Origin of the sequence: Akkermansia muciniphila (assembly GCF_002884975.1) — a bacterium.
GTDB classification, from domain to species: Bacteria; Verrucomicrobiota; Verrucomicrobiia; order Verrucomicrobiales; family Akkermansiaceae; genus Akkermansia; species Akkermansia muciniphila_C.
In genome coordinates this window covers 322,670-347,818 of record NZ_PJKB01000003.1, presented here as the reverse complement: position 1 = coordinate 347,818, position 25,149 = coordinate 322,670, and the positions used below count along the sequence as shown (strand labels likewise).

Annotated in this window: 22 protein-coding genes; 10 read left to right on the top strand and 12 right to left on the bottom strand. The window is 54.8% G+C overall.

The window, feature by feature from the left end; translation table 11 throughout:
- Nucleotides 1-34 precede the first annotated feature (34 nt).
- Nucleotides 35-721, top strand: coding sequence for a hypothetical protein (locus CXU21_RS12245; RefSeq protein ID WP_146017071.1), 687 nt, complete (start codon nucleotides 35-37; stop codon nucleotides 719-721).
- A gap of 121 nt (nucleotides 722-842) precedes the next feature.
- Nucleotides 843-1,877 carry a glycosyltransferase gene (locus tag CXU21_RS11345; protein WP_102726100.1) on the top strand — a complete coding sequence of 345 codons (1,035 nt, stop codon included), beginning with the start codon at nucleotides 843-845 and terminating at the stop codon, nucleotides 1,875-1,877.
- Between the two features lie 48 nt (nucleotides 1,878-1,925).
- Here CXU21_RS11345 and CXU21_RS11340 read toward each other — a convergent pair whose 3' ends face one another.
- The 3 genes from CXU21_RS11340 to obgE form a co-directional block, all read right to left on the bottom strand.
- The gene (locus CXU21_RS11340) at nucleotides 1,926-2,951 is read right to left on the bottom strand and encodes a hypothetical protein (RefSeq protein WP_102726099.1); all 1,026 of its coding nucleotides are present in this window, start codon (nucleotides 2,949-2,951) and stop codon (nucleotides 1,926-1,928) included.
- A 133-nt stretch (nucleotides 2,952-3,084) separates the two neighbouring features.
- Entirely contained in the window at nucleotides 3,085-4,242 is a 1,158-nt protein-coding gene (locus tag CXU21_RS11335) for a phosphotransferase enzyme family protein (protein ID WP_102712820.1), read from the bottom strand.
- 33 nt (nucleotides 4,243-4,275) lie between these two features.
- Complete coding sequence (gene obgE, locus CXU21_RS11330; protein WP_102726098.1) at nucleotides 4,276-5,328, bottom strand: GTPase ObgE; 1,053 nt, start codon at nucleotides 5,326-5,328, stop codon at nucleotides 4,276-4,278.
- Nucleotides 5,329-5,639: 311 nt separating this feature from the next.
- On the opposite strand from obgE, the gene CXU21_RS11325 reads away from it, so the two are divergent.
- Nucleotides 5,640-6,236 carry an FHA domain-containing protein gene (locus CXU21_RS11325; RefSeq protein WP_180972792.1) on the top strand — a complete coding sequence of 199 codons (597 nt, stop codon included), beginning with the start codon at nucleotides 5,640-5,642 and terminating at the stop codon, nucleotides 6,234-6,236.
- A 26-nt stretch (nucleotides 6,237-6,262) separates the two neighbouring features.
- On the opposite strand, the gene CXU21_RS11320 is transcribed toward CXU21_RS11325, so the two are convergent.
- A complete protein-coding gene (locus CXU21_RS11320) occupies nucleotides 6,263-6,811 on the bottom strand; it encodes a methylated-DNA--[protein]-cysteine S-methyltransferase (RefSeq protein WP_102726096.1) in 549 nt (182 codons plus the stop codon).
- A 148-nt stretch (nucleotides 6,812-6,959) separates the two neighbouring features.
- Between CXU21_RS11320 and CXU21_RS11315 the strand changes: the two genes are divergently transcribed.
- Nucleotides 6,960-7,877: a glycoside hydrolase family 16 protein gene (locus tag CXU21_RS11315; RefSeq protein ID WP_102712812.1), complete on the top strand. Its 918-nt coding sequence runs from the start codon at nucleotides 6,960-6,962 to the stop codon at nucleotides 7,875-7,877.
- 169 nt (nucleotides 7,878-8,046) lie between these two features.
- On the opposite strand, the gene ilvE is transcribed toward CXU21_RS11315, so the two are convergent.
- Nucleotides 8,047-8,913 (bottom strand): branched-chain-amino-acid transaminase, encoded by an 867-nt coding sequence (gene ilvE, locus CXU21_RS11310; RefSeq protein ID WP_102726095.1) that lies wholly within the window; start codon nucleotides 8,911-8,913, stop codon nucleotides 8,047-8,049.
- A 198-nt stretch (nucleotides 8,914-9,111) separates the two neighbouring features.
- Here ilvE and typA point away from each other — a divergent pair, with 198 nt between their 5' ends.
- The 5 genes from typA to CXU21_RS12240 all read left to right on the top strand — a co-directional run bounded on the left by typA (nucleotide 9,112) and on the right by CXU21_RS12240 (nucleotide 15,797).
- On the top strand, nucleotides 9,112-10,947 hold the full coding sequence (typA, locus tag CXU21_RS11305; protein WP_102726094.1) for a translational GTPase TypA: 1,836 nt from the start codon (nucleotides 9,112-9,114) through the stop codon (nucleotides 10,945-10,947).
- A gap of 113 nt (nucleotides 10,948-11,060) precedes the next feature.
- Nucleotides 11,061-12,155, top strand: coding sequence for a polysaccharide pyruvyl transferase family protein (locus CXU21_RS11300; protein WP_180972791.1), 1,095 nt, complete (start codon nucleotides 11,061-11,063; stop codon nucleotides 12,153-12,155).
- Nucleotides 12,156-12,545: 390 nt separating this feature from the next.
- Nucleotides 12,546-13,664 carry a sugar-transfer associated ATP-grasp domain-containing protein gene (locus CXU21_RS11295; RefSeq protein WP_146017070.1) on the top strand — a complete coding sequence of 373 codons (1,119 nt, stop codon included), beginning with the start codon at nucleotides 12,546-12,548 and terminating at the stop codon, nucleotides 13,662-13,664.
- A gap of 13 nt (nucleotides 13,665-13,677) precedes the next feature.
- Nucleotides 13,678-14,625 carry an aldo/keto reductase gene (locus CXU21_RS11290; RefSeq protein WP_102726091.1) on the top strand — a complete coding sequence of 316 codons (948 nt, stop codon included), beginning with the start codon at nucleotides 13,678-13,680 and terminating at the stop codon, nucleotides 14,623-14,625.
- Between the two features lie 5 nt (nucleotides 14,626-14,630).
- Nucleotides 14,631-15,797 (top strand): hypothetical protein, encoded by a 1,167-nt coding sequence (locus CXU21_RS12240; RefSeq protein WP_146017069.1) that lies wholly within the window; start codon nucleotides 14,631-14,633, stop codon nucleotides 15,795-15,797.
- 81 nt (nucleotides 15,798-15,878) lie between these two features.
- Here the strand turns inward: CXU21_RS12240 and fbaA are convergent, their stop codons facing one another.
- The 5 genes from fbaA to CXU21_RS11255 all read right to left on the bottom strand — a co-directional run bounded on the left by fbaA (nucleotide 15,879) and on the right by CXU21_RS11255 (nucleotide 21,968).
- Complete coding sequence (gene fbaA / locus CXU21_RS11275; protein ID WP_102712798.1) at nucleotides 15,879-16,910, bottom strand: class II fructose-bisphosphate aldolase; 1,032 nt, start codon at nucleotides 16,908-16,910, stop codon at nucleotides 15,879-15,881.
- An 87-nt stretch (nucleotides 16,911-16,997) separates the two neighbouring features.
- Nucleotides 16,998-18,650, bottom strand: a complete 1,653-nt coding sequence (locus tag CXU21_RS11270) for a beta-N-acetylhexosaminidase (protein ID WP_180972790.1) — start codon at nucleotides 18,648-18,650, stop codon at nucleotides 16,998-17,000.
- Nucleotides 18,651-18,801: 151 nt separating this feature from the next.
- Nucleotides 18,802-20,091: a diaminopimelate decarboxylase gene (lysA, locus tag CXU21_RS11265; protein ID WP_102726087.1), complete on the bottom strand. Its 1,290-nt coding sequence runs from the start codon at nucleotides 20,089-20,091 to the stop codon at nucleotides 18,802-18,804.
- A gap of 3 nt (nucleotides 20,092-20,094) precedes the next feature.
- Nucleotides 20,095-21,207, bottom strand: a complete 1,113-nt coding sequence (locus tag CXU21_RS11260; protein WP_102712792.1) for an AI-2E family transporter — start codon at nucleotides 21,205-21,207, stop codon at nucleotides 20,095-20,097.
- 59 nt (nucleotides 21,208-21,266) lie between these two features.
- Nucleotides 21,267-21,968 carry an HAD family hydrolase gene (locus CXU21_RS11255; protein WP_180972789.1) on the bottom strand — a complete coding sequence of 234 codons (702 nt, stop codon included), beginning with the start codon at nucleotides 21,966-21,968 and terminating at the stop codon, nucleotides 21,267-21,269.
- Nucleotides 21,969-22,117: 149 nt separating this feature from the next.
- Between CXU21_RS11255 and CXU21_RS11250 the strand changes: the two genes are divergently transcribed.
- The gene (locus CXU21_RS11250) at nucleotides 22,118-23,425 is read left to right on the top strand and encodes an APC family permease (protein ID WP_257997394.1); all 1,308 of its coding nucleotides are present in this window, start codon (nucleotides 22,118-22,120) and stop codon (nucleotides 23,423-23,425) included.
- 36 nt (nucleotides 23,426-23,461) lie between these two features.
- Here CXU21_RS11250 and CXU21_RS11245 read toward each other — a convergent pair whose 3' ends face one another.
- Together CXU21_RS11245 and CXU21_RS11240 are read right to left on the bottom strand one after the other, a co-directional pair.
- Entirely contained in the window at nucleotides 23,462-24,244 is a 783-nt protein-coding gene (locus CXU21_RS11245; RefSeq protein ID WP_102712788.1) for a thiazole synthase, read from the bottom strand.
- A 249-nt stretch (nucleotides 24,245-24,493) separates the two neighbouring features.
- Nucleotides 24,494-25,138, bottom strand: a complete 645-nt coding sequence (locus CXU21_RS11240) for a hypothetical protein (RefSeq protein ID WP_146016617.1) — start codon at nucleotides 25,136-25,138, stop codon at nucleotides 24,494-24,496.
- Nucleotides 25,139-25,149: the final 11 nt, after the last annotated feature.

Sequence of the window (25,149 nt, the reverse complement as noted above, 5' to 3'; positions counted from 1 at the left end):
TTTTAGAGTATAAAATTAGCATTAGAGATGTGATATGGAAATACCGGTTAATCTTTTTCTTCTTATCCACGATAATATGGAGAATGAATCAATAAAGGAATTAATATACAAATTTCAAGAAGTACAGGGGTTGGATCCTGATATCTTTATTTCCCGGTCAAAACAAACTGTTGCACTAAGATGGAAATGTGATGATTTTTTTTCAGAAAGAGCTTCAATTATTCATGTTGCACTAGAATATATCTATATAAGGTATTTCGATTTGTTGTTTTCAATGCGCAAACCGTTTGTGGTATGTAGCAATGCCGATTTTCCGTATTTGATGTTACTTGGACCTTTTATTCCCCAGGGTTTTCCGGTGGAGAAAATAGAAAGTGTGGATGATTTTGTGGCTGAAAATGAACTTGTTGTGGGAAGATTAAGAAAAAAAGGAGATTTTGCATTTTATGATTTGTACAATGAACATTGCAATATGTGTTTTTTTATTATTGATAAAATAAAAAACAATAATGAAAGAGTGAATACTTTTATGACAATATTAGCTGTTTATTATCAATCGTGCTATGCCTTGCTACAAGCAGTTTTGTTTAGTGGTGAAGATAAACCAAAAAATTGGGATAAACATTTTCTACATATCGTAGAAAGCATAAAAAAACTTCCAACTCCAGATAACGATTCTTGGATATCCATGATACAAAGAGTGGCAGCTCCATCTTCATGATGTGCCAATGATTTAAGAACATTAGATGTGGCGTTAAAATGTAAGTAATTGTTTTCTTAATTATACATTGAAGAGAATTAAATAATTTTTGTTTTAATGATCTTTATGGAATAAATTAACAATGATACCTCTATACATCATCGGTTTTCCGTCCCTCTATGGAGGGGCGGGAGCCGAGCTTTACCACCAGATTAAGGTTTGGAGACACATGGGAGTGGATATTCACCTTATTCCCACTCAGAAAAACATTCACCGTGCCGAGCTTTATCCGGAAATGGTTGAGCGGGGCGTTACAGTGCATGAAGGGTACGACTGGTCAGCCATTTCGGAAGGCGCTCCCGTTATCAGTTTTTGCAATGAAGAGTTTCTGGCTGCGCTGCCGGAGATACGGAAACGGACAAGAAAGACAGTGTTTGTCAATTGCATGACCTGGCTTTTCGGACGGGAAAAGGAAGCCATGAAGAGGGGTGATATTTCCCTGTTTCTTTATCAGAATGACCAGGTGAGGGAGAGCGTGATGCCGCGCCTGAGAGCCTTGAATGCCGATCCGTCCATCCGGTTCATGACGTTCAAGCCGTATTTTGACACGACTGATTTTCCCTTCATTGTCCAGCGATCCGCGGACTGGTTTGGCGCGGGACACATTTCCCGGCAGGACGAGGATAAATTCAGCAAGGATACGTGGCACATTTACGAGAATTTCGCTTCTCCCGTCCGGAAGAGCGGGACTTTTCTCGGGTTTGACCACCGGAGTGAGGCGAAGACCGGGAAGCCTCCCGGGTGGGTGGAGACGTTCCATGACCAGAAGTCCCTGTCCCAGCAGGAGTTTTACCAAAGGTGCCACATCGTGCTGCAACCCACGGATACGACGGAGAATTGGCCGCGCGTAGGTTTTGAAGCGATGGCGAGCGGAAGCGTGCTGATTGTGGACAAGCGCGGAGGCTGGGAACAGATGGTGGAACACGGAAAAACCGGTTGGCTGTGCGAAAGCCCCGGGGATTTCATCACGTACGCCACCAAGATGGCCTGGGAGCCGCATTACCGGGAGGATATGGCCTCCGCTGCCCGGGAACGCGGCATGGTCCTGGGAGGGCTGGAGGCGTCCAGGGAAAGCTGGCAGGAGGTGTTTGAAGCAATCAGCCGGATACCGGATTAGCATCCTTCTCCCCGCCATGATTGGCATGTGTTCTGTTGCCGTACACGGTCAGATAAGCCACGTGCCGTATTGGCAGAGGTTTTTCTGCCTGTTCATGCTGTAGGCGAGGATGTATTTGAGCAGGTCCGCCTGGGAGTAGCCGTGTTCTGCGGCCGCCAGGCAGATGGAGCCGCTTTTGCCCAGGTGGCAGCAGATGTTCATTTCCAGGATGCGCCGTTCGCCTTTTTCAAAGTCAATCCGGTAGTCGATGCGGAAATAGTCCATGGGGCCCAGGGCGTCCCAGACTTTCTGCACGTCCCTGGCGATGTCCTGTTCCAGGTCGTGCACGGAGACTATCTGGTAGCCCAGGTGGTCATGCAGTTTCAGGTCTTCCGTGATGATGCTGCCCGGTTTATCGGATTTCGGCTGCACGTATCCCAGGATAACAGGCTTTTCACCCCCCAGCACGGGAACCGTGACGTCAATGCCTTCGCAGTATTGCTCCACGAGCACTTCGTGTCCTTCCTCCATGAGGCGTTCAGCACACGCGGAGACTGCTTCCCAGGAGCCGCAGATGCTGTCTTCCCGGATGCCGCCGGAAGCGGCGCCAAACCGTTTTTTGACAAAGTAGGGGCCGGGGAAGGGCGCCTTGTCCGGAATGCCTTTTTCCCTGGACAGCCCCATACCTTCCGGAACGTTCAGGCCCAGGGAGCGGAACACCATCTTGGTCAGGAACTTGTCTTCCGCAATGGCACGGATGTTGGGCGGAGCGCCCAGGTAGGGAACCTGGATGAATTCGCAGTAGGAGGAGATGAATATTTCAGGCTTGGACATGGCGAACCTGTTCATCAGGGAGAACACATAGTCCACGTTTCCTTTGGCAAATTGCACGGAATAGGGTTTGGAGGTGGAGACGACGTCATAACCGATGTCCTGAATAGCTTTGTAAATGTTGTAGTGATACTGGGGATAGCCTCCGTTGCCCGTGTAAGGCTTTTTGGAGAAATCGGGAGCGTCGGGGGCATAGGGGGCCAGATACATGATCCTTGCCGGCTTGCCATATTGATTGAGTTGAATATCCGGTACTTCAAACATGGTTTGTGGCGATTGCGTGGAATGTTTCTTGGATTATGGAAATCGCCGCAGTGTTCAAACAATAGATAAATAATAAGGGACGGCGTACAGCCGTCCCTCCGGGAGTGGAAAATTGGCAGAGGGACTCAGCCTCCTATTTTCTGGCAAATCCCCTGGCCAGGCGCTGGACGTATTGTTCCATGACCGGAAGCTCCCGTTCAATGCATTCCACCAGCTTGAGCTGCGTGCGGCAGCGGATGAGGTTGTGGTCCGGGCGGGAGACTTTGAAGTACTGGTCTCCTTCCAGGTAGTCCGTCAGGAACCGGATGCCGATTTCCAGCGTGATAAGTTTTCCGGAAAAGGCAAGCTGGTCTATTTCCGCCTGGGTCAGGAAGCCGTGGGCGGCAGCCAGATAGCCCTCCACAATGGACTGGAACATGGGCATGCGCATGCGCACCTTGTCCAGGTCTTCCTCATCTTCTTCCGTGGGCGGGGTGACGGTGCGCACCATGTCGCCGAAGTCGTACAGGACAAGCCCGGGCATCACCGTATCCAGATCAATGACGCAGACGGCGTGGTCTGTGTCTTCATCCAGCATGACGTTGTTGATCTTGGTGTCATTATGGGTGATGCGGGTGGGGAGCACGCCCCTCTCCTGAAGGTCCAGAAGGCGGTCCACATCTTCTTCCCTCGCCTTGATGAAATCCAGTTCCGGAAGGCAGGTGGAAAGGCGTTTCTGCGGGTCCTGCTCCGCCACTTCCATCAGGCGGTTGAAACGGTTCCGGGTATGGTGGAAGCCGGGGATGGTTTCCACGATGTCCTCCGGATTCATATCGCTGATCAAGTCCTGGAAGGAGCCGAACGCAAATCCGGCCTGGTAAGCCTGCCGGGTGTTTTCCACCACGTCATAGGTGTGCGTGCCGGCCAGGTAATTGTAGCAGCGCCAGATGCCGTCACCGGGGATGTCAATGTAGTTGCGCCCTCCGCGGGCCGGATAAAGATTGAGGGTCTGTCCGGCGGAGTCCTTCAGGCGGCGCAGTACTTTCCAGTTGATGTGGCGCGTGACTTTCTCCACATTGCGCATGACGGCCCTGGGATCCTTGAACACATAATCATTGATGCGCTGGAGGATGTAGGAGTCTTCCGTCCCGTCGCTTTTGCGGTAGGTGGCCTTGTAGGTGGTGTTGATATGGCCGCTGGGTATTTCCTTCCCTGTGACGAATTCCCCTTCAATGGCGAAGAGGTCTCCAATTCCGGCGATGCGGCACAAAAGCTGGTTCGGGTCTGTTGCCTCGGTGAGCGGAGCGGTCATGTCGGATGGTGGGAGAGGATTGGCAGTTGGTTTTTAACGGACGAATTTATAACCTACAAGTTCATCAAGCTTGCTTTTGAGCTGGGAAATGCCGTCCCCGTTGAGGGCGGAGATGGGAATGACGTCCACCTTCGGAAAACGCATGCGGAAGTTGTTCAGGTTTTCTTCCGCGCCTTCCAGGTCCATTTTGTTGGCAACGACGAACCAGGGCTGTTTGGCCAGGTCTTCACTGTACAGCTTGATTTCCGTGCGGAGGTTCTGAAGGTCTTCAATGGGGTCGCGGCCTTCGCTGCCGGCCATGTCCAGAACGAAGACCAGCACCTTGCAGCGCGTGATGTGGCGCAGGAATTCATGCCCCAGGCCGCGGTTATTGTGCGCGCCCTCAATGATGCCGGGAATGTCCGCCACGATGCAGCGGCGGAAGCTGTTGAATTCCACCACCCCGATGATGGGCTGGAGCGTGGTGAAGGGATAATTGGCTACCTTGGGCTTGGCTTGCGAGATGTCGCCCAGCAGAGTGCTTTTGCCCGCGTTGGGGTAGCCCACCAGTCCAGCGTCCGCAATGCGGCGCAGTTCCATGAAAAAGACGCCTTCCTCTCCTTCCGTTCCCAATTCGGCTTCCGTGGGAGCCTGGTTGGTTGCAGAGCGGAAATGCCAGTTGCCCTTGCCTCCTATGCCCCCCTGGCACAGCGTGAACCGGGTGCCGATTTCCGTCAGGTCCGCAATTTTTTCCAGCTCAATGCCTTCGCCTTCCCGTTCCAGCCACGTCGCCTCCGACATGGAGGAGGCATTACTGCGGTAAATGATAGTGCCGGGAGGCACCTTCCCGATGACGGATTTGCCGTTTTTACCATGTTTTTTAGCGCTCTGGCCGCCTACTCCATCCGTGGCAATCAGTTTGGGGTCATAAAAGAAGGAACGCAGGTCGTTCGTGTGCGGGTCCACTTCCAGAATAACGCTTCCGCCGTCGCCGCCGTCGCCGCCGTCCGGGCCGCCTTTGGGCACGAATTTGGCCCTGCGGAAACTGACGAGCCCGTTTCCTCCCTTTCCTGCCTTGGCAAATATGCGGATGTTGTCAACAAACATATTCTTAATATGAACCATTTCCCCCCAAAACGCAAGACAAGTGCAGGACTGTACGGCTTTTCCATGGCATGTGCGGCTGCCCTTTTCCAGTGAAGCGGGAAACAGGCGCCGCAGCAGAAAACAGCCTTAACGGGGCGGCAAAGCCGTCACCGGGAAAAAGCGGCCTGGAGAAGGCGTTGCCAAGGAATCCCGTTATTTCCAAACCGGACTGGCGGAGCTCTGATGCCTCCGTTATTTTTTACTGCCGGAGGAGGCGTAAACGGTCTTTTGGATTGAAAATGAGCATCGGCATGGCATCATGCCCGCAAATCATGCCTCGCCTTTCCATCCAACTCCCCGACGGTTCCGAGAAAACCATAGTTCTTCCGAAAAACGGCGAATATTTCGCCCGCATCGGGCGCGATGAACATTGTGAAATCGTGCTGCCTTTTCAATCCGTGTCCGGGGAGCATGCTCTGCTCCAGTTCAAGGAAGGTGGCTATGTCCTTGAAGACCTTGGCTCCACTAACGGAATCAAAATTAACGGACTGACGCCCATGGGAGGCGCTTCCCTTTACGACGGGGATGAGATATCCCTGGGGGATGCCCGGCTCCGGTTTGTCGAAGAACCTTCCCCCGGGATGTCTCCCGCTCCGGACGAAGGGGAGGAAGAGCAGACGGCCCCTTCTCCCGCCATGCGGAATTTGCAGCACCTGGCGGATCAAGCCAACCGTACGGCGCGGAAGAATTACTTGTGGATGGCCCTGTATGCCGTTTTGATGTTTTTCCTGGCCGTTTTCGCCGGCCTGACCTACAAGCATTACAAGTTGACGGGAGAGCTGCTGCCTCTCCAGTGGCTCGGCATTGAATCCCCCAAGGCTGCCTTGAAATCCATGACTCCTCCACAGACGGAGGCTGCGCCGCACTGAGAGCGGCCGGATTTTCCGCGCCGGTATCAGGAACCGGCAGGGATGTCCCATAACATGCGTTCCGCGTCCGGAAACAGCATGAAGGGAGCCACGGCGCCCTGTTCCAGTTCCAGCAGGTATTGCTTAATGGTCAGGCCGCCTGCATAACCGGTCAGTTTGCCGCTGGCTCCAATCACCCGGTGGCAGGGGATGATGATGCCGATGGGATTCTGGTTGTTGGCATGCCCCACAGCCCGGCAGGCGGATGGACGCCCTATTTGCCGGGCGATGTTTCCATAGCTTCTGGTTTCTCCATGGGGGATGGTTTGAAGAGCTCTCCAGACCGTTTGTTCAAATTCCGTTCCCTGCGGAGATAGCGGCACGTCAAACGTGCGGCGCGTGCCTTGGAAGTACTCGTCCAGCTGGCGGGCCGTGCGGCGCAGCAGGGGCGTTTCCTTCCATTCCACATGCTCCGGCTGCATCAGGCGCCTGAAGAAGACGTGTGTGACAGCCGCTCCATTTTCCACGATGACGATGGGGCCTGCCGGGGTTTGATGAAGAAGAGCCGGACCGCAGGGAGGGGGATTTGCCTTCATACCGTAGAATATAGCATGCGGCGGAAGAGGCCTGCGACTCATTTTCCGGGGAGTTTTGCCATCCGGAAGGGAAGAAGGAAGGGAAAAGGCGCCTGCCCGGACGTATTTTGTTTGAAAGGCGGCGGTTCCATGTACAGTATTGCTCCATATGAAGAAAAGCCTGTTTGCCGTACTGTTAACCGCATGCCTCTGCATGTCCGGAAAGGGAGAAGACGTCAAGCCTCCTAAAACCCTTCCCGGCGGTTGGGTTTATGTTTGGGGGGATGAGTTTAACGGCTCCAAAATAGACGCTAAGAAGTGGAAGCCGGAATTGGGCGTGGTGCGCAACCAGGGTTCCCAGCAGACTTATACCGGGCGTCCGAAGAATATGAGGGTGGAGGACGGCTGCCTGGTGCTGGAGACCCATTTTGAAAAGTTTGCCAACATCAATTATAAAAAGAGCCAGGCGGACTGGATCAAGAATACCAAGTTCATGCCCTATACCTCCGGATCCGTCACCACTATCAAGACAAAGAACTTTATGTTCGGCCGTCTGGAAGTGCGGGCCAAAGTCCCCAAAACCAAGGGCATCTGGCCTGCCATCTGGCTGCTTGGCAAGAACAAGTGGGGCTGGCCCGGCAACGGAGAGATTGATATGCTGGAAAACATTTCCCAGCAGCCGGACGTGGTTTACTCCACCTTCCATTTAAGCCCGGATGGCGTATCCAGCAGGGATGCCTCCCGCGGGGGAACGGTGAAGATTGACAATCTTTCCGATGATTTCCATACCTATGTCATGGAGTGGGACAAGGATTCCATCAAGCTGCTGGTGGATGACAAGCTTGTGAAGTCCATTGACCTGAATACCACGAATTATACCAAGGACGAGGGCAATCCGTTCCGCACGCCGTTTTACCTGATTCTCAATTCCGCCGTGGGCGGCACCTGGTGCGAGAAAGCGCCGAAGGACGGGCAGGGTTATCCCGTGAAATTCCTGATTGATTACGTCCGGTTTTACCAGACGAAGGAGCACGCCCAGCAGGCCAAACAATTTGATCCGGAAACCGGATTGCCGAAGAAGAAATAAAGTTGTCCTTTTTCCGCCGGGGTCCGCCTGCCCGGGATGCAGCATGGCTTGGCTTTTTAAAAAGCCCCTCCGTTGCACTCCGGAAAGGAATCATGGATGAAGGCGGGGCAACAAAAAACGGTCCTCCGGGAGGAGGGCCGTTTTTTGCTTGAGAGGGACGCGACGTTCTTCAGAAGCTCGTTCCCGTGGTTTGGGTCAGTTCCTGGAAGCGGGCCAGGATGCGGGCCGTCACCGGGCCGATTTTTCCGGAACCCAGCTGGTAGGCGTCCAGTTTGGTGACGGGAACGCATTCCGCTGCGGTGCCGGTCAGGAAGCATTCATCCGCGCAGGTGATGGTGAAACGGTTCATGGTTTTCTCTTCCGCCGGGATTTGCAGTTCCCGGCAGATTTCCAGCACCACGCGGCGCGTGATGCCGTCCAGGCAGCCGTCCGTGACGGGCGGCGTGAAGACGGCTCCGTCCTTCACAATGAAGATGTTGTCACCCGTGCATTCGGCCACGTTGCCCAGGTCATTCAGCATCAGGGCTTCCGCAACGCCCTGGCGCACAGCTTCCATTTTGGCCAGGATGTTGTTGAGATAGTTGAGGGATTTGACCTGGGGGCAGAGGGTGTCCGGACGGTTGCGGCGTACGGAGCTGGTGATCAGAGCCAGCCCGTTTTCATACACGGCGGGATCATACAGGGAGATTTTATCCGCGATGATGAAGACACTGGGGCGTTTGCAGTTGAAGGGATTGAGCCCCAGGTTGCCGATGCCGCGGGTAACCACCAGGCGGATGTACCCGTCTTTCAGGCCGGAGGCCGCCGCCGTATCACATACGGCCTTGGAGAGTTCTTCCCGGGTATAGGGGATGTCCAGCAGGAGGTAATGGGCGCAGTCATACAAGCGTTCCATGTGGTCTTCCAGGCGGAAGACGCGCTTGTTGTAGAACCGGATGCCTTCAAAAATGCCGTCTCCATAGAGCGTACCGTGGTCAAAAACGGAGGTCTTGGCCTCCTCCTGTTCCACCAGTTTTCCATCTAACCAAATCTTCATCGTTGTCTAGAATTTAGAAATTATTTATGCCAGAACAGGATAGCCCCATTTGGAGGGGGGGGAAAGCTATAAATTCACCGCAGAAGATAAAAGTTCCGTCACCTGCGGCTGCCATGGCGCGCGCGTAAAAAATAATATGGAGGTATTCATGGAGCAGACTTGACATTTATTTTCCAGTGCTTTTAGCTCTCGCGCGCAATGTCAGACCCTTCCAAGTTCCGCAACCTCGCTATTATCGCTCACGTTGACCATGGGAAAACGACCCTGGTGGACCAACTTTTGCAGGCGGGGGGAGCCTACCGGGCCAACCAGGCCGTGCAGGAACGCGCCATGGATTCCATGGATCTGGAGCGTGAAAAAGGCATTACGATCAAGGCCAAGAATACTTCCATTCTCTGGAATGACTATACCATCAACATTGTGGATACCCCCGGGCACGCCGACTTCGGCGGCGAAGTGGAACGCGTGATGAAGATGGTGGACGGCGTACTGCTGGTGGTGGACGCTTTTGAAGGTCCGCAGGCCCAGACGCGCTTCGTGCTCCGCAAGGCCTTGCAGGAAGGGCTGATGCCCATTGTGGTGATCAACAAGATTGACCGTCCCCATGCGGACCCCGCCGCGGTGCATGACCAGGTGCTGGAACTCTTTTTGGAACTGGGCGCCACGGACGAACAGTTTGAAGCCCCCTTTGTATACGGTTCCGCCCGCGACGGCTATTTCATGAATTCCATGGAGGGGGAACCCCCCGTGGACTGTACGCCTCTTCTGTTCAAGATTGTGGAGCACATTCCCGCTCCGAAGGATGCCGATCCGGAAGGCGAGTTCAAGATGCTCGTTTCCAATATTGACTGGGATGACTATGTAGGCCGCGTGGCCATCGGCCGCATTACCTCAGGCACCGTGAAGAAAGGGGATACCGTCTGGCTTCATCAGAGCGACGGCACCTGCATCTCCGGCAAGGTGACCCGCATGTTTGAATATTCCGGTCTGGGCGCCACGGATTCAGCCATTGGCGTGGCGGGCAACATCGTAGGCGTGGCGGGGTTTGAAAATGTGAACATCGGGGAGACCCTGGGCGGTTCCGCAGAAACGGAAGCCCTGCCGTTCGTGGCGATTGACCCGCCCACCATCTCCATGGAATTTTCCATTAACAACGGGCCTTTCGGCGGCCGTGACGGCAAGAATGTGACTTCCCGCGTGATCCGCGACCGCCTGATGAGGGAGATGCGCACGAATATTTCCATCCAGGTGGAAGATACGGACAAGGCCGGCGTCTTTTCCGTCTCCGCCCGCGGCGCCATGCAGATTGCCGTGCTGGTGGAAACCATGCGCCGTGAAAATTATGAACTGTGCGTCTCCCGTCCCACCGTGATCATGAAGAGGGATGAGAACGACCGCCTTACGGAACCGTATGAAACGATCTACGTGGAAGTTCCGGACGAACACGCCAATGGCGTCATGAAGCTTCTTCACGCCCGCAAGGGGCAGATGGAAGACATGGTGTGCAAGGAAGGGACGGGCCATACCTTCATTCAAGCCTACATTCCTACGCGCGGCATCATCGGGTTTGAGTTTGAGCTGGTCAACCTGACGTCCGGCCACGGCATTTTCTCCCACCTGTTCCGGGATTACGGCCCTTACGCCGGGGACATCACCACGCGTACCACGGGAACGCTGGTTTCCATGGAAACGGGCGTCTCCACTCCCTTTGCGCTGGTGGCCCTGGAAGAACGAGGACGTTTGTTCGTAGGGGCCCAGGAAGATATTTACGAAGGCCAGATCGTGGGTGAAAACCCGCGCCAGATGGACATGCCGGTCAATCCGTGCAAGGAAAAGCACCTGAACAACATCCGGTCCGCCACGAAGGGTGACGGCATTCAGCTTTCCCCTCCCGTCATCTTTTCACTGGAGCGCGCCATTGAGTACATTGAGCCTGATGAACTGGTGGAAGCCACTCCCCATTTCATCCGCCTGCGCAAGCGCATCCTGAACGCCAACGACCGCGTGAGGGAATCCCGCAAGGCAGGCAACTAGAAACGCCGGAGAGGCGTCCCCGCCCTATGTAGTTGCGTCCTGATGGCCGGTAAGGTAGAATCAGGGTGATGGATTGTAGCCGGATTCCCTGTTCCCCTGTCCCTGTTCACGAGATGATGGAGCTTCTGCGTGAGCTGGGGCCATTCCATTATATGATGAACCAGGGGAATGTGGGGGATGCCCTGATTGCCGCTTCCACGGTTGCCCTGTTTGAAAGGGAGGGACTGGAGTTCAGTTCATGCGGGCCGGAACTCCCTGCCGGAAAGGAAGAAATAACGCTGGTTTACGGCGGCGGGGGAGGTTTTGTCCCTTATTTTGGCATGCTGCCTCATTACGTGCGCCTTTTTTCGGATCCGCATCTCCGGAGGTGTGTGATCCTGCCGCAGAGCTTCAGGGATTGTGATGAACTGGTGGATGTGCTGGATGAACGTTTTACCGTATTTTGCCGGGAACGGGCCAGTTATGATTACTGCCTGTCACGGAATGGAAAGGCCCGGTTTATGCTGGCGGATGACATGGCCCTGGCCGCGGAGCCGGAGATGCTGAAGAAACGGCCTGTCAGGCTGCCTTTTCTGGAGATGGAGGAACGGGCGTGGGGAAAATGCATGAAAAAGGATACCAAAACTTCCCTGGTGACGCTCCCCGGCGCCGGAAAGCTCGCTGTCTGCCTACGGAGTGACCCGGAAAGTACCGGCCATGCTCAATCCCTGAAGGAACTTCCTTTGAATACGGACCTTTCCGCGTATTCCGTACGCGTAATTGATGAAGTGGAACACGCTTTTGCCTATGCCCGCTGGCTTTTGAAGGCGCTGGACCAGCCTGACGTCATTTTAACGGACAGGTTGCATCTGGGCATTTCCGGAGCCCTTCTGGGCAAGGAGGTTTTTCTGATGGATAACGTTTACGGAAAGATTTCCGGAATTTATGAATTGTCCCTGCGGGAGCGTTTTCCCCGCGTGCATCTGCTGAATGAGCTAAGTGAGTTTCCCTGGCTGGACAAGGTTTTGGCTGCTCCGGACATGGACCGCTGCCGGGAGAAAAAGGCTGCGCATGCCCGGCGGACAGGGAAGGCCGCCGCTTTGTTCAAATACCTTTATTACCGCAAGGAAGAAAACGGAATGCTTCGTATCAAGGTCTGCGGCTTGCGGGTTTACAAGAAGCGGCTGGGGCATCCCCCGGTTGGGAAGACGGGGACTCCTTCCTTTTAATGCCGGGATCGCTGGAATGACTCGGAGACCCTTTTGGAGGTAAAGGAGGATGGTGTCCATTTAAAATGGCTCATAGTTGCTGCAGGTCACTATCAAGGTTTATTTTATCTGTAAATTCACCATTTGTCAGAAAACGTCTTTCGAAAATCTCTGGATTTATATATATGATAAAATTTTATACAAAAAATTATCTTATTCAACTATAAGAGTTTAAAATTGGGAAGGTATTGGCCTAACCTTAAAATACTTTGACCGCATCTTCTAGTTTTTCGTCTTTTTCAAATTAAAAAATTATTATTGACACAGAATTGGCAATTCGCGATCATCAGACAGGATAACTTTTTCTATCTGAAAGGATTGAATTTCTTTTGCCTTCATCATGTTGAAATTATGAATTGCATCCGTCGCTTATTTTCATCAAAAAAGCGTTTGAAAGGGCATCAGGACGAAATTCGTCGGTATGTGGAATCCCTGAATTTTGATGAGTATTCCTTTTATCCTGAGGAATCCCGGAAAAGCAGGAAACAGATGATGGAGGAGATCATTCAGATTTACCGGGAAGGTGGGGAATGGAACATTGAAGACGCCTATGTCCATTACATGCAAATGGGATTGGATCGGGAATCTTCGTGCGTGCAGGAGTTTGTTTTCCAGAGGGAATTTGATATGGCTCGCGATTCCCGGCATATTACCTTGGCCCACATGCTGGATTACAAGGATGTAACGGCCCGGTATTTGTCCAATGCCCGGTTGCCTGTTTCCGTTCCTTTGGGTATTGTAGACGGTGAAGGCATCTTTCATTACAACTGCTTAAATATTCCTTTTGCAGAATGGCTTCATTCCTGCAATATTCCTCTGTTTTTGAAGCCTCAGGATGGTGTTCAGGGAAGAAAATGTTTTGAGTTGGAAATGCAAAACAGGGAAGGGGTGCTTAGTCTGCTGTTGAACGGCCTGCCCGCGGAACGTGGGGAAATGGAACATCAGGCGGCAAATCATCTGGTGGAGGCGAAGATTGTTCAGCATCCGGAAATGGATGTATTATATCCTGAGGCTGTTAATACGATAAGATTTGTCACTCTTTCTGATTCAGAAGGAATTTATATTTATACCCAGTTTCTGCTGGTTGGCTCTAATGGCAGCAATCTTTCTAATGGCCGTACGGGAGGAATTGGCGTTGGAATAGACAGGACTGGGATGTTAAATACAAAAGGCCACAGGAATTTAAAATCATGTTTTGGGAAATTTCATGGACATCCTGATACCGGAATTCCTTTTGCCGGATTCCAAATTCCTTTCTTTGAAGAAAGCTGTCAATTGGCGCTGGATGCCCATCAATTGTTTCCCGGGATTCATTCCATAGGGTGGGATATTGCCGTTACGCCTGAAGGACCTGTTATTATTGAAGCCAACCGGGATTGGGGAACCTTGCTTCATGAAGCCATTTATGGTGGAGACAGGGAACGTTTTACTGAAATATTCTGCCGTACTGCACAGATAGGACTACACTAGTGACCAACTTGATATGAATGATCTTCCCTGCATCACCCTGAAAAATGGAGTGGCTATTCCAGCCATTGGACTTGGACCCGGCTATCTTTCACCATACGTGGATTTGAATTCCTCTTCAGACCGTACCCGAGGGAAAGGCCTAGCAGGAATGTGGAAGAGAGCCATCAAACGCTATAGGCACCATCACTTGGGATGTAAATATTTTGAAAGGGTTCAGGGAGCACTGGAACAAGGATTCCGGCTTTTGGACTATAAGCCCCGGTACGGCAGTGAACATGTTATTGCTAAAGTTATGAATGAGTGCGGTATTCCACGTGAAAAGCTGTTCCTGTCCTCAAGTGCATGGCATTCCGCATTAATATCCGGCGATGTAAGAGCCAGCTTGATGGAAACCTTGTCCAATTTGAAGACAGAATACTTGGATCTTTACATGCTTCCGTGGCCCCAGGGAAAATATGTGGAGGCGTTTTTCTCTATGCAGGAATTGCAGGAGGAGGGATATATTCGGTGCCTGGGAGTCGGGAATTTCCATATCCAGCACTTGGAGCGGCTGGAGAAGGAGCTTGGCATTTTGCCGGATGTTAACCAGATAGAAATCCATCCCTTGCTGACCAAAAAGCATGTGCTCGAATATTGCAGGGACAAATCCATTACAGTAGAGAGCTATTCTCCCATAGCCCGCCATGATTTCAGGCTTTTCCAGTACGATATTTTGCACAGGATAGCGGAGCATCATCATAAGTCGGCGGTTCAGGTCATTTTGCGGTGGCATGTTCAACAAGGTCTTATTCCTATCATCAAGACATTGAATCCGTATCACCAGCGGGAAGCTCTCCAGCTGGGAGATTTTGAACTTTCCAGACAGGAGATGGATATTATTGATAGCTTCAATATCAATTCGTGCCTGTGGTTTGATCCTGATAATCACCCTAATGTAAAAACATTTGATTATCATCCCTGATTTTTATGAAACTTGAATTTGATACACAAATCCTCGGAGATGTTATGCGGAAGGTATCCCGTCTTTCCATTGAAGGGAAAGAACCCATTGTCGTTTATGTGGAGATTCCCCTTCAATATGCGGAGAATATTCCTGTTGATGATGATGCCGGATTGATTCTCATGCTGCATTATATCATGCAGCATGAGGGAACCTGTTGTATCCACGGCAAAATACACAAAACTCTGTTGGCTAATTTGGAAGAATACATGCGATGCTGGTCCGGGTGGGTACCAGGCCGATATCATCTTCCTACGCTTATAGTCGATGAAGAGCTGGAAGATCCTGGAACAGAAACAGGCCGGCAGGCTGTGTGCGCCTTTTCAGGGGGCGTGGACGCAGCTTTTTGCATATGCAGCCATCGGAAAGGGATGTGGGGGCATGGGAGTTGTGACATTGACTTGGCTGTGATGATTCACGGAGCCGATATTTCCTTGGATGATGAAGAAGGATTTGACTTGGCACAGATGAGTGCCAAGCGCATGCTGGATTCCTGGAATATTCCGCTTGTCTGTATCAAAACGAATTATCGTTCCTACGATCATCATTGGGAGCATGCGTTTTTCTCCGTAGTCTGCGCCTGTCTTGCTTTCTTTGGCGGCAAATATCGCCATGGTATTCTTGGTACGGACCAGTCTTATGCCTATGATACCCTGACAATTCCGTGGGGAGAAAATCCTGTGACCAACCATTTTTTATCTTCCCCATCATTTTTCATTCATCCTTGTGGATCATCATTCGGCAGGACGGCCCGGTGTAACATTATCAAGGATTATTCCGCCGTTCTAGAGAATCTTCGGGTATGCTGGCAGGGAGAGGAAAAAGGCCAGAACTGTGGGAAGTGTGAGAAATGTATTCGTACTCGTCTGAATTTCATGACATTAGGCGTGAAGCAGTTGCCATGTATGCCATCCTCTATGCCGCTGGATGCTTTAATGAATGAAGAATTGTGGGACAGAGAACGTTGCTCCTATTATCAGGATATTTTGGAAGTTAACAGTGCAACGCAGCAATTACCGGAGTCTCTAGTCACAATCATACGGATGAAACTGGAGAAATCCAGACAGCCGTTAAAACATAAAAGGAGCAGGAGAAATGTTTTTTCACGTCTTTGCCGTAGTTTTAGGAAATAGTTATTGCAAGACGGAAGGACAGCAAAATGCCCGGTTCCTTTCGGGAAACCGGGCATTGCATCAAAGCCGTTGAAGGGCTGTTTATATCTTGCCGAAGAGGGTCTTGCCGGCGGACATGAGGTTGTCTGCGGCTTCCTGAAGGCGGGCGGCGACTCCCTTTTCACCCTTGGCGAGGTAGGAACGGGGATCGTAGTCCTTCTTGTTGCCCACTTCTCCGTCAATCTTGAGCACTCCGTTGATGTGTTCGCACATGTGGGAGACGATCGGGCGGGTGAAGGCGTACTGCGTATCGGTGTCGATGTTCATCTTGACCACGCCGTAGGAAACGGCTTCGCGGATGTCGGAGAGTTCGGAGCCGGAACCGCCGTGGAAGACGAGGGGCATGCGGGCCGCTTCGCCGTGCTTGGCGACCACGGCTTCCTGGCCGTCGCGCAGGATGCTGGGCTTCAGCTTGACGTGGCCGGGCTTGTAGACGCCGTGCACGTTGCCGAAGGTGGCGGCCAGCATGAATTTGCCGAGGGGGGCCAGGGCTTCATACGTCATCAGCATGTCTTCCGGGGAGGTGTAAAGCTTGTCGGCAGGGTGGCCGGAGTTGTCCACGCCGTCTTCTTCGCCGCCCACGACGCCGATTTCGATTTCAAGGACGATGCCCAGTTCGGCGCATTCCTTCAGCAGTTCCCGGGAGAGCTTGAGGTTTTCAGCCATGGGCAGGGTGGAAGCGTCCAGCATGTGGGAGTTGAAGAGGGGGGCTTCACCGCGTTCCACGCGGCGGCGGGATTCAGCGATCAGGGGGCGCAGGAAGGTGTCCACGTGTTCGGGCTGGCAGTGGTCCGTGTGCAGGGCTACGAGCACGTTGTGCTTTTCAGCCAGGCGGCGCGTGGCTTCCGCCAGAACAATGGCGCCAAGGGCGGAATTGCCGATGGAGGTGCCGGAGGCGAATTTGCCGCCGCCGATGGAGACCTGGATGATGCCGTCGCTTTTGGCTTCGGAGAAGGCGCGGAGAGCGCCGTTGATCACTTCGATCGTGGTCACGTTGACGGCGGGGTAGGCATAGCCTTCCTTCTTGGCCGTTTCAAGCATGGTGATGTATTGTTCTGGTGTGGCTATTGGCATAACGGCGGTATGATAGGTGTTTTTTTTCAGGAGGGCAAGGCTGAACTCCGGCGCGCGCAGGGGGCGGCGCGCTCTTGCGGGATATGGTCATTCACGGATCATTTTTGCCTCCGGCTGCGCCGGTTCCCCGGAGTCCGTCCGGTAGTTGACGCGCAGCGCGTCCAGAAAAGGCTTGTGCCTGTCCAGGCGCCCCTTGAAATCCGTAAAATCCTTGCGGCCGGGCTGCGTCCAGCCCAGCTCTGCGATGGCGAACATGCGCGGAAAGACCATGTACTGCCATTTGGCCAGCGTGGTCATGTATTCGCTCCAGCAGCTTCCCTGCACGCCCAGGATGTTCTTTTCCTGTTCCGGGGTGAGGCCTTTCGGGACGGGATTCATGTTATAGACTTTTTGCAGCGGAATGGTGGAGAAAGTCGCCATTTCATATTCGGGGCCTTCGGGATGCGGCCCTTCCTGCCGGATCAGGTACGTGCTTTCAAAGGGGGTCATGATCACCTTGTTTCCGTGCTTGATGGCTTCCCTGGCAATGCCGGGATCGTGCCAGACCATCAGGGTGGCCGTCTTGGAAAGGCCGCCTTCCCGGATTTCATCCCAGCCAATGATCTGCTTGCCGCGCGCGTTGACGAGTTTTTCCACGCGGTGGACGAAGTAGCTTTGGAGTTCCTGTTCGTTTTTCAGGCCGTTTTTCTTCATCACCTCCTGGGCCTGGGGGGAGTTTTTCCACTGCTGCTTGGGGGCTTCGTCTCCGCCTATGTGGATGTAGGGGGAATCCGGAAAGAGCTGGCAGACTTCTTCCAGAATGCCGTCAATGAATTTGAAGGTGGGTTCCGTGGGACTGAACGTGAAGGGGAGAATGCCCCAGCGCGTCGCCACCCGGGGCTTGTAGCCGGGAATGTCCTTGTTGCCGAATTCGGGATAGGCCGTGATGGCGGCCGCGGCGTGTCCCGGCGTTTCTATTTCCGGCACGATGGTGATGTGCCTGCGTTTGGCATAGTCCACCAGTTCCTTCACTTCCTTCTGGGTGTAGAAGAAGGTGAAGGGCTTGCCGTCCCCCTTGTTGCGGTTGCCGGGAATGGGGCTTTCCGGGCGGGTGGCGCCGATGGAGGTGAGCCTGGGATATTTTTTGATTTCCAGCCGCCATCCCTGGTCTTCCGTCAGGTGCCAGTGGATGGTGTTTACCTTGTAGCGGGCGAGCAGGTCAATGATGGTTTTCAGCTCCTCAATGGAACGGGGGTTGCGGCCGCTGTCAATCATGATGCCGCGCCAGGTGAAACGCGGGCTGTCCGTGATGGTCATGCAGGGAAGGGCCCAGTGGCCGGCGGCATCCTTTTCCAGAGACTGCTTGAGGGTCTGCGCCGCATAGAAAGCTCCGGCGGGAGATGTGCATGAGACGGTGACACCCTGCGTGGAGACCTTGATGGAGTACCATTCCGGAGACAGGGAAGCGTCTTTTTTCAGAAGAATCTGCACGGCATTGGTTGCGGAGGGGGCCGGGCTGACCTTGATTTGATGAGTGTTGTTGGAGAACCCTGTCACGAAGGAGGCAATGCAGCTCTTGTCTCCCGCTTTGGAAACGGGCAGCGTGTTGTTGACCAGAAATCCCGGTTTGTTTTTTTCCACATCCAGCGCGGATGGAAGGGGGATGATGGCCGGGTCGCCCTGTACGGGTTTGGAGGGCAGGGAGAAGGCGGCGGACGCGGACAGGAGGCCGGCGGCCAGAAAGGGGATTTTGGAAAACATAACGGAAAAAGTTTTACCGTGAATAATATATTCCGCTGGCATTTGCAAGGCGGCTTTACGGGATTTGCCTTTCGGATGCAAGGGGATGCCCATTCCCGGTTTTACCCGGGAGGGACATCCCCTGATGGAGAACAGGAATTGATAAGGGAGATTATTCCGGAATGGATTCTCCCCGGATTAGGTCTTCCCAGGTCTGGCGGCTGCGGATGATGTTCCACTGGTTTCCGTCCACCAGCACTTCTTCCGCCATGGGGCGGGAATTGTAGTTGGAGGACATGGAAAAACCATAGGCGCCGGCGGACAGCACGGCCAGGAGCTCTCCCTGGCGCACGTCCGTCATGTCCCTGTTCTGGGCCAGGAAGTCACCGGATTCACAGATGGGGCCCACGACGTCCGTGGTGATGCAGGATTCGGAGAGGTGTTCCTTTACCGGGATGATTTCATGGTAGCCCTGGTACAGGGCCGGGCGGATGAGGTCGTTCATGCCCGCATCCACAATTTTAAAGGTCTTGGCCTTTCCCGTTTTTTCATACAGGCAGCGGGTAATGAGCGCGCCGGCATTCCCCACGATGAGGCGCCCCGGTTCCACGATGATGTGCAGCCCCAGAGGCTGCAGGGTGGGCACGACGGCCTGGGCGTAGGTGCTCAGCGTGAGCTGGGCGCAGTCTTCGTTCCACCATTCCTGCACGCCGGAATCCAGCGTGTCCTGGTAAACGATGCCGATGCCGCCGCCGATGGAGAAGAATTCAATGCCGTGTTTTTCTTTTAGCGAGGCGGCAAGCGGAGCCACTTTTCTGACGGCTTCCATGAAGGGTTTCGCCTGGGTGAGCTGGGAGCCGATGTGCATTTGCAGGCCTTTCAGCTGGAGGTGCGGGAGCTCACGGGCCGCCATCTCGTATAGAGGTTCAATGAGTTCAAAGTCCACGCCGAATTTGTTTTCAGCCTTGCCGGTGGTGATGTATTTGTGCGTTCCCGCCTCCACGTTGGGATTGACGCGCACGGCTACCGGGGCTTTCACTCCCATGGACGCGGCAATGGCGTCAATGGCGCGCAGTTCCGCCTCCGATTCCACGTTGAAGCAGTAAATTCCCTGTTCCAGGGCGTAGCGGATTTCCTGCTCCGTTTTTCCCACCCCGGCATAAGTGCATTTGGCAGGATCGCCCCCTGCCTTGAGAACGCGGAAGAGCTCGCCGCCGGAAACGATGTCGAACCCCGCGCCGTTGCGGGCCATGAGGTTCAGGATGGCGATGTTGGAGCTGGCCTTGACGGCGTAGGCCACTTCCGCGTTAAGGGGCGCCAGGGCTTCCCGGAGGCGGTGGAAATGGTTCAGGATGGTCTGCTTGCTGTAAACGTACAGGGGCGTCCCTTCCTTGTCCGCCAGTTCCTGGAGGTTGACGTTTTCACAGTAGAGCGTGCCGTTTTTGTATGCGAATGAATGCATGGATTATTCCTTGGTTGTGCTTTCGTTGGTTTTCCCGGAGTGGAGGGGGGGGAGGGGGAATCTGGGCGTGGGAGGGTTGTCGATGAGCTGGGCGATCCAGGCGAGGTCCTTGGAGCTTTCCAGCCCCAGCTTGATCAGCATGGTGATGGGTACGGCCAGAAGCATGCCGATGGGCCCCCATACCCAGCCCCAGAAGATGACGGAGAGCAGCACCATGCTGGTGACGATGCCGAACTGGCGCCCCAGCAGCATGGGTTCCAGGCAGCTCCCCAGGGCCGTATTGATTACCAGATACCCGCCGGCCACGATGATGCCGGCCGTAGGGCTGATCAGCAGCATGGCGAGCAGGGTGGGCGGAATGGCCGCGATGATGGAGCCGAAGGTGGGGATGAAGTTGAGCGCAAAGGCCACGATGCCCCACAGCAGAGGAAAGTCCACCTTCATGTAATAGCAGAGCAGGAAGGCGAGCAGGCCTGTAGCCGCGCTGATGAAGGTTTTGATGATCAGGTATTTCTGGACTCCGGCCAGGGCTTTGGAGAATTTGCGGATGCCTGTGTCGCTGTTGTTTCCCAGCTTGTTGATATTCATCCGGAAACGGGGCGCCTCTCCCAGGAAGAAGGTCATCAGGATCAGGATGAGGGTGGTGAAGGTCAGCATGGAGGCGAGCTGCCCCATGACCCCTGTGGAAAATGCCACGATGCGCTGGCCATTGAGCAGGTCCGGCAGTTCCTGAAGCACCTGGTCCGCCAGGTTGTTCCAGTCATGTTCAATCAGGAAAGCGCGGAGTTCATGAATTTTTTCCACCAGCATGGGCTGGTATTTGTTCGTGACGGTGTTGGCGAGATCCTGCCCCAGGTACTGGGCCAGATAACCCAGCCCCGCCAGAATCCCAAAGTCCATGATGACCGTGAAGGTCACTGCCAGCCAGTGCGGAAAGCGCAGGCGCCCTTTGAAGAAGGAGGTTAGCGGATAGCTGACAATAGCCAGAAAGCCGGACAGAACGATGGGGAGCAGCACCGGCTTTCCCGCCTGCAGTCCGGCCGTGATGACGATGGCGCTGGCGAGCATGAGCAGGATTTTCAGGCCCTCTTTTCCGGATTCTTTCTGGGAAGTCATTGAAGGATTGGTTTTAACGGGGTGAGCAATGGTGTCTGATTTCCTGCGGGATTGCAATATTAAAGGCCTTCATTTCCACCGTGAGGCGGCATCGGCTCACCCGGTCCCCCGGATGCATGCTCCCGGAAAAAGCGGTCCATATCTTCAAAGCGGGTCAGCAGGTAGTCCGGCTTCCGTTCTTTCAGCCCCTCCACGTCCGCTTCCGCGGCCCAGCCTGCGGCAAGAATGCGGATGGGGACGGCGCGGCAAGCGTCCACATCCGTGGGGGAGTCCCCAATGTAGACGGCTTCTTCAGCAGAAGAATTCAGGCGGTTCAGCGCCCGTTTAATGCGGTCCGGCTTTACGCCGCCTTGCGGGGAGCCTGTTTCCAGAATGGGAAAGAACCCGTCCAGGTGGAAGAACCGGAGAGAAATGTCTGCGCTTTCCAGGCGCTTGCCGGTGACCATGGCCAGCCGGATGCCGCGGTTGCGGAGAGCGTGCAGCAACTCATGGGCGCCGGGGAAAGGGGAGGGTGCCAGTTCCGGGTGGAGTTCACGGTAATAGCGGATGAAAAGCTCCCTGCCGCGTTCGTGGAGCTCCGGCTTTCCGGGAAGCAGCCTTTGAATGACGCCCAGGTCGTCCGGCCCGAACTGGCTTTCTATTTCTTCATCCGTCGCCGTCCTGCCGTCCAGATCCCGTACAGCCTGGCGGAAGGCTTCCCGGCACAGGGGCAGGGTATCCGCAAGGGTTCCGTCAAAGTCAAAAATGGCGGTTTTGATCATCAGCCGTACCCTACATGCCCCCTGAGGGCGGTTCAAGGGGAAAGCCGTGCCGGAATAGTCATGATGACGTTGTCCGTCCGGAACCGGCAGACGTGTCATGCCGCGGGGAAAGGTCAACGTTCCGGGGCCCGGAGCTTTCTAATTCCCTTATGCACGGAAAGGCTCCAAAAGAATATTTATCCCTGTGGAGCGTGATTGCATTGGGAATAGGTTCCATGGTGGGAGCGGGAATTTTCGCCCTCATGGGTCAGGCGACCCTGATGGCGGGTAAAAACGTGTACTGGTCTTTCCTGCTGGGAGGCGCTGCCGCCCTGCTTTCCGGTTATACGTACGCCAAGCTGGGCTCCCGTTATCCCGGTTCCGGAGGAATCATGGATTATTTCAACCAGGCTTTTTCCCACAAGACCCTTTCCGGTGCGCTCACATTGATTTATTTGGGAACGCTGGTCATTACCGTGGCCCTGGTAGCCAAGTCCTTTGGCGCGTACGCGTCCCGCCTGTTTTTGCCGGACGGGCTGGTCAGCATGTATTCCACCGCCCTGTTTGCCAGCGTGGCCATTCTTCTGCTGGGGGCGCTGAACATGGGCGGGGCCAAGGCCGTCGGGAAGTCCGAGGTGGTGATGGTGGCGTTCAAGCTGCTGATTCTGACGGTGCTGATGCTTGCCAGCTTCGGTTCCACCGTGCCGGTGGGCGCGGACCCCATTCCGGTGAAGGGGCTGGACGGCCTGCTGGGGAGTGTAGGGCTGACGTTCTTCGCTTTTGCCGGTTACGGCATGATGGCCAATACGGCGGGCAATCTGAAGAATCCGGCCAAAACATTGCCCAAGGCCATTTTTCTGGCGATAGGCATCGTGCTGGTGCTGTATCTGGTGCTTTCCTACGTGGTCCTGTCCAATGTTCCCGCCACTTCCCTGGAAAGCCATACGGAGACCGCCGTAGCGCAGGCCGCCTATCCCGTGCTGGGCGTGTGGGGGTTCATGGCCGTCTCCGTAGCGGCATTGATTGCCACGGCGTCAGCCATTAATGCCACCATGTTCAGCATGCTGGACATTTCCAGGGCCCTGGCCCACAACGGACAGTTGGGAGCCATTTTCAAACGCCCCTTCTGGGGAAACGGCACAGAGGGCTTTTTTTACCTGCTGCTGGGCATTCTGGTGATGACGAATGCCTTTAACCTGGTAGCCATCGCCAATCTGGCGGGGGCATGTTTCCTGATCAGCTATCTGGCTGTGTTCGTAGCCCACTGGCGGCTCCGGAAGGAGACGAAGGGGAACATCCTGCTGATTATCCTGGGATTCCTGCTGATGCTGTTTATTCTGGGCGCCTTTTTCTACCAGATGTTCTTCAGCCAGCCTTACCTGATTCCGCTGATTGTCCTGTTTGTGGCGGCCTGCTTCGTTCTGGAGTTCCTGATTCGCAGAAAGATGGCAAAGACGGCGGCGTCCAAGGCTCCCTGAGCCGTAGCGGTAAAGAATAGGCCCCCGCTCCCGCCTTTAATGCAGGAAGGAAGTGAGGGGACTGGTGGCAGCGGCCTTGGCGGAAACGGCGGGGAGGCCGGACAGATAGGCCATGCGGCCTGCGCGGCAGGCCAGGGCAAAGGCTTTTGCCATGCTGGAAGGGTCTCCGGCGGCGGCAATGGCCGTATTGACCAGCACGGCGTCCGCTCCCATTTCCAGGGCTTCCGCCGCGTGGCTGGGCGCTCCCAGCCCGGCGTCCACCACGACGGGGACGACGGCTTGTTCAATGATGATGCTGATCAGTTCCCTGGTAAGAACGCCCTTGTTGGTGCCGATCGGCGCGCCCAGAGGCATGACGGCCGCCGCTCCGGCTTCCTGAAGGCGCTTGGCGAGCACGGGGTCCGCGTTGATGTAGGGAAGCACCGTGAAGCCTTCCCTGACCAGGATTTCCGCCGCCTTGAGCGTTTCTATGGGGTCCGGCATCAGGTACTGGGCATCCGGGTGGATTTCCAGTTTGATCCAGTTGGGAAGGCCGGCCGCTACGGCCAGGCGCGCCAGGCGCACGGCTTCTTCCGCCGTGGTCGCTCCGCTGGTGTTTGGGAGAAGGAGGTATTTTTCCGGATCAATAAAGTCCAGGATATTGGCGGCAGGATCATGGGAGCCCGTCAGGTCCGCCCGGCGCAGAGCCACCGTAACAATTTGGGAGCCGGAAGCTTCCAGAGCCTCTTTCATGCTCTCATTGGAAGAAAATTTTCCCGTTCCCATCATCAGGCGGGAGGTGAATTGGCGCCCGGCTATCTGCAAAGGTGTATCTGTCATTGCGGGAGAAGGGTACCCCCGCTTTCTTTTCCAGGCAAGGGAGAATGGAGAAAAGGGTGCGGGGGGAATAGCGGGGGAGGCGGTTTTTTCAGGGCGGAAAACCAGTTTTCCGGCTGGCTGGAATGTCCAGCATGAACCCGCAGGGCGGGTGAATCCGAAAGATGAAGGAGTCACCCCTTGTCCCCTGGCAGTGCGGCCAGCGGGGAACGTGGGGAGCGGCGGGCTCAGCCGTGAAGGGAACGTTCCTGCCTATTCCCCGCTGAAGGAGACGCCCCGGAGGGCGCGGGGCTTGCCCAGGATTTCCTGATAAAGGATGGCCGTTTTCAGGGATTGGGAGCGGCGCAGGGAGTTTTTCAGGGAGAGAGGGTCGGCCGGGGCAACCGCCGGGAGCGGTTCAGGGCGGCTTTCCTTCATTTCCCTTTCCTGTAAACGGTGCAGGGCTGCCTGTTCCGCATCAGACAGGGCACGCATGGACCGCTGTGCCTCTTCCGTGGCTTTCACGTATTGCTCCAGAACGTTCTGGGCTGCTTGCTGGGCTGTCGGCCGGGTCTGCTCAGGCACAGGTTCCGGTGCAGGGCGCGGCTTGCGGGTTACGGCGGGGGTGGGAAGCTCAACAGGCGGGGCGGAAGGGCGCGGGGCGCGCTGCGGCGCCTGGTGCCGCGCCGGGGGCTGCGGCTGTGGAGTAGTCCGGCGCATTTCCGCAATAACCTCCTTCACGCGTTTTTCATGATGGTCCTCCGTGTCCAGGATGGGCTTTTCCTTTTCCTCCTCTTTTGGTTTCAGGAAATTTACCACCACCTTGATAAGGTAAATGGCCCCCACGATCAGCCAGAACCAGACTTTCAGGTGGTCGTCATCGCCGCCGGAGGCAAGCATGTATGCCAGTAAATCCATAAGGGGGGGAG

Excerpts from the sequence above, each read along its gene's own strand:
- CXU21_RS12245 (WP_146017071.1), top strand. The coding sequence starts at position 35 with ATGGAAATACCGGTTAATCTTTTTCTTCTTATCCACGATAATATGGAG.
- CXU21_RS11345 (WP_102726100.1), top strand. The coding sequence starts at position 843 with ATGATACCTCTATACATCATCGGTTTTCCGTCCCTCTATGGAGGGGCG.
- CXU21_RS11340 (WP_102726099.1), bottom strand. The coding sequence starts at position 2,951 with ATGTTTGAAGTACCGGATATTCAACTCAATCAATATGGCAAGCCGGCA.
- CXU21_RS11335 (WP_102712820.1), bottom strand. The coding sequence starts at position 4,242 with ATGACCGCTCCGCTCACCGAGGCAACAGACCCGAACCAGCTTTTGTGC.
- obgE (WP_102726098.1), bottom strand. The coding sequence starts at position 5,328 with ATGTTTGTTGACAACATCCGCATATTTGCCAAGGCAGGAAAGGGAGGA.
- CXU21_RS11325 (WP_180972792.1), top strand. The coding sequence starts at position 5,640 with ATGCCTCGCCTTTCCATCCAACTCCCCGACGGTTCCGAGAAAACCATA.
- CXU21_RS11320 (WP_102726096.1), bottom strand. The coding sequence starts at position 6,811 with ATGAAGGCAAATCCCCCTCCCTGCGGTCCGGCTCTTCTTCATCAAACC.
- CXU21_RS11315 (WP_102712812.1), top strand. The coding sequence starts at position 6,960 with ATGAAGAAAAGCCTGTTTGCCGTACTGTTAACCGCATGCCTCTGCATG.
- ilvE (WP_102726095.1), bottom strand. The coding sequence starts at position 8,913 with ATGAAGATTTGGTTAGATGGAAAACTGGTGGAACAGGAGGAGGCCAAG.
- typA (WP_102726094.1), top strand. The coding sequence starts at position 9,112 with ATGTCAGACCCTTCCAAGTTCCGCAACCTCGCTATTATCGCTCACGTT.
- CXU21_RS11300 (WP_180972791.1), top strand. The coding sequence starts at position 11,061 with ATGATGGAGCTTCTGCGTGAGCTGGGGCCATTCCATTATATGATGAAC.
- CXU21_RS11295 (WP_146017070.1), top strand. The coding sequence starts at position 12,546 with ATGAATTGCATCCGTCGCTTATTTTCATCAAAAAAGCGTTTGAAAGGG.
- CXU21_RS11290 (WP_102726091.1), top strand. The coding sequence starts at position 13,678 with ATGAATGATCTTCCCTGCATCACCCTGAAAAATGGAGTGGCTATTCCA.
- CXU21_RS12240 (WP_146017069.1), top strand. The coding sequence starts at position 14,631 with ATGAAACTTGAATTTGATACACAAATCCTCGGAGATGTTATGCGGAAG.
- fbaA (WP_102712798.1), bottom strand. The coding sequence starts at position 16,910 with ATGCCAATAGCCACACCAGAACAATACATCACCATGCTTGAAACGGCC.
- CXU21_RS11270 (WP_180972790.1), bottom strand. The coding sequence starts at position 18,650 with ATGTTTTCCAAAATCCCCTTTCTGGCCGCCGGCCTCCTGTCCGCGTCC.
- lysA (WP_102726087.1), bottom strand. The coding sequence starts at position 20,091 with ATGCATTCATTCGCATACAAAAACGGCACGCTCTACTGTGAAAACGTC.
- CXU21_RS11260 (WP_102712792.1), bottom strand. The coding sequence starts at position 21,207 with ATGACTTCCCAGAAAGAATCCGGAAAAGAGGGCCTGAAAATCCTGCTC.
- CXU21_RS11255 (WP_180972789.1), bottom strand. The coding sequence starts at position 21,968 with ATGATCAAAACCGCCATTTTTGACTTTGACGGAACCCTTGCGGATACC.
- CXU21_RS11250 (WP_257997394.1), top strand. The coding sequence starts at position 22,118 with ATGCACGGAAAGGCTCCAAAAGAATATTTATCCCTGTGGAGCGTGATT.
- CXU21_RS11245 (WP_102712788.1), bottom strand. The coding sequence starts at position 24,244 with ATGACAGATACACCTTTGCAGATAGCCGGGCGCCAATTCACCTCCCGC.
- CXU21_RS11240 (WP_146016617.1), bottom strand. The coding sequence starts at position 25,138 with ATGGATTTACTGGCATACATGCTTGCCTCCGGCGGCGATGACGACCAC.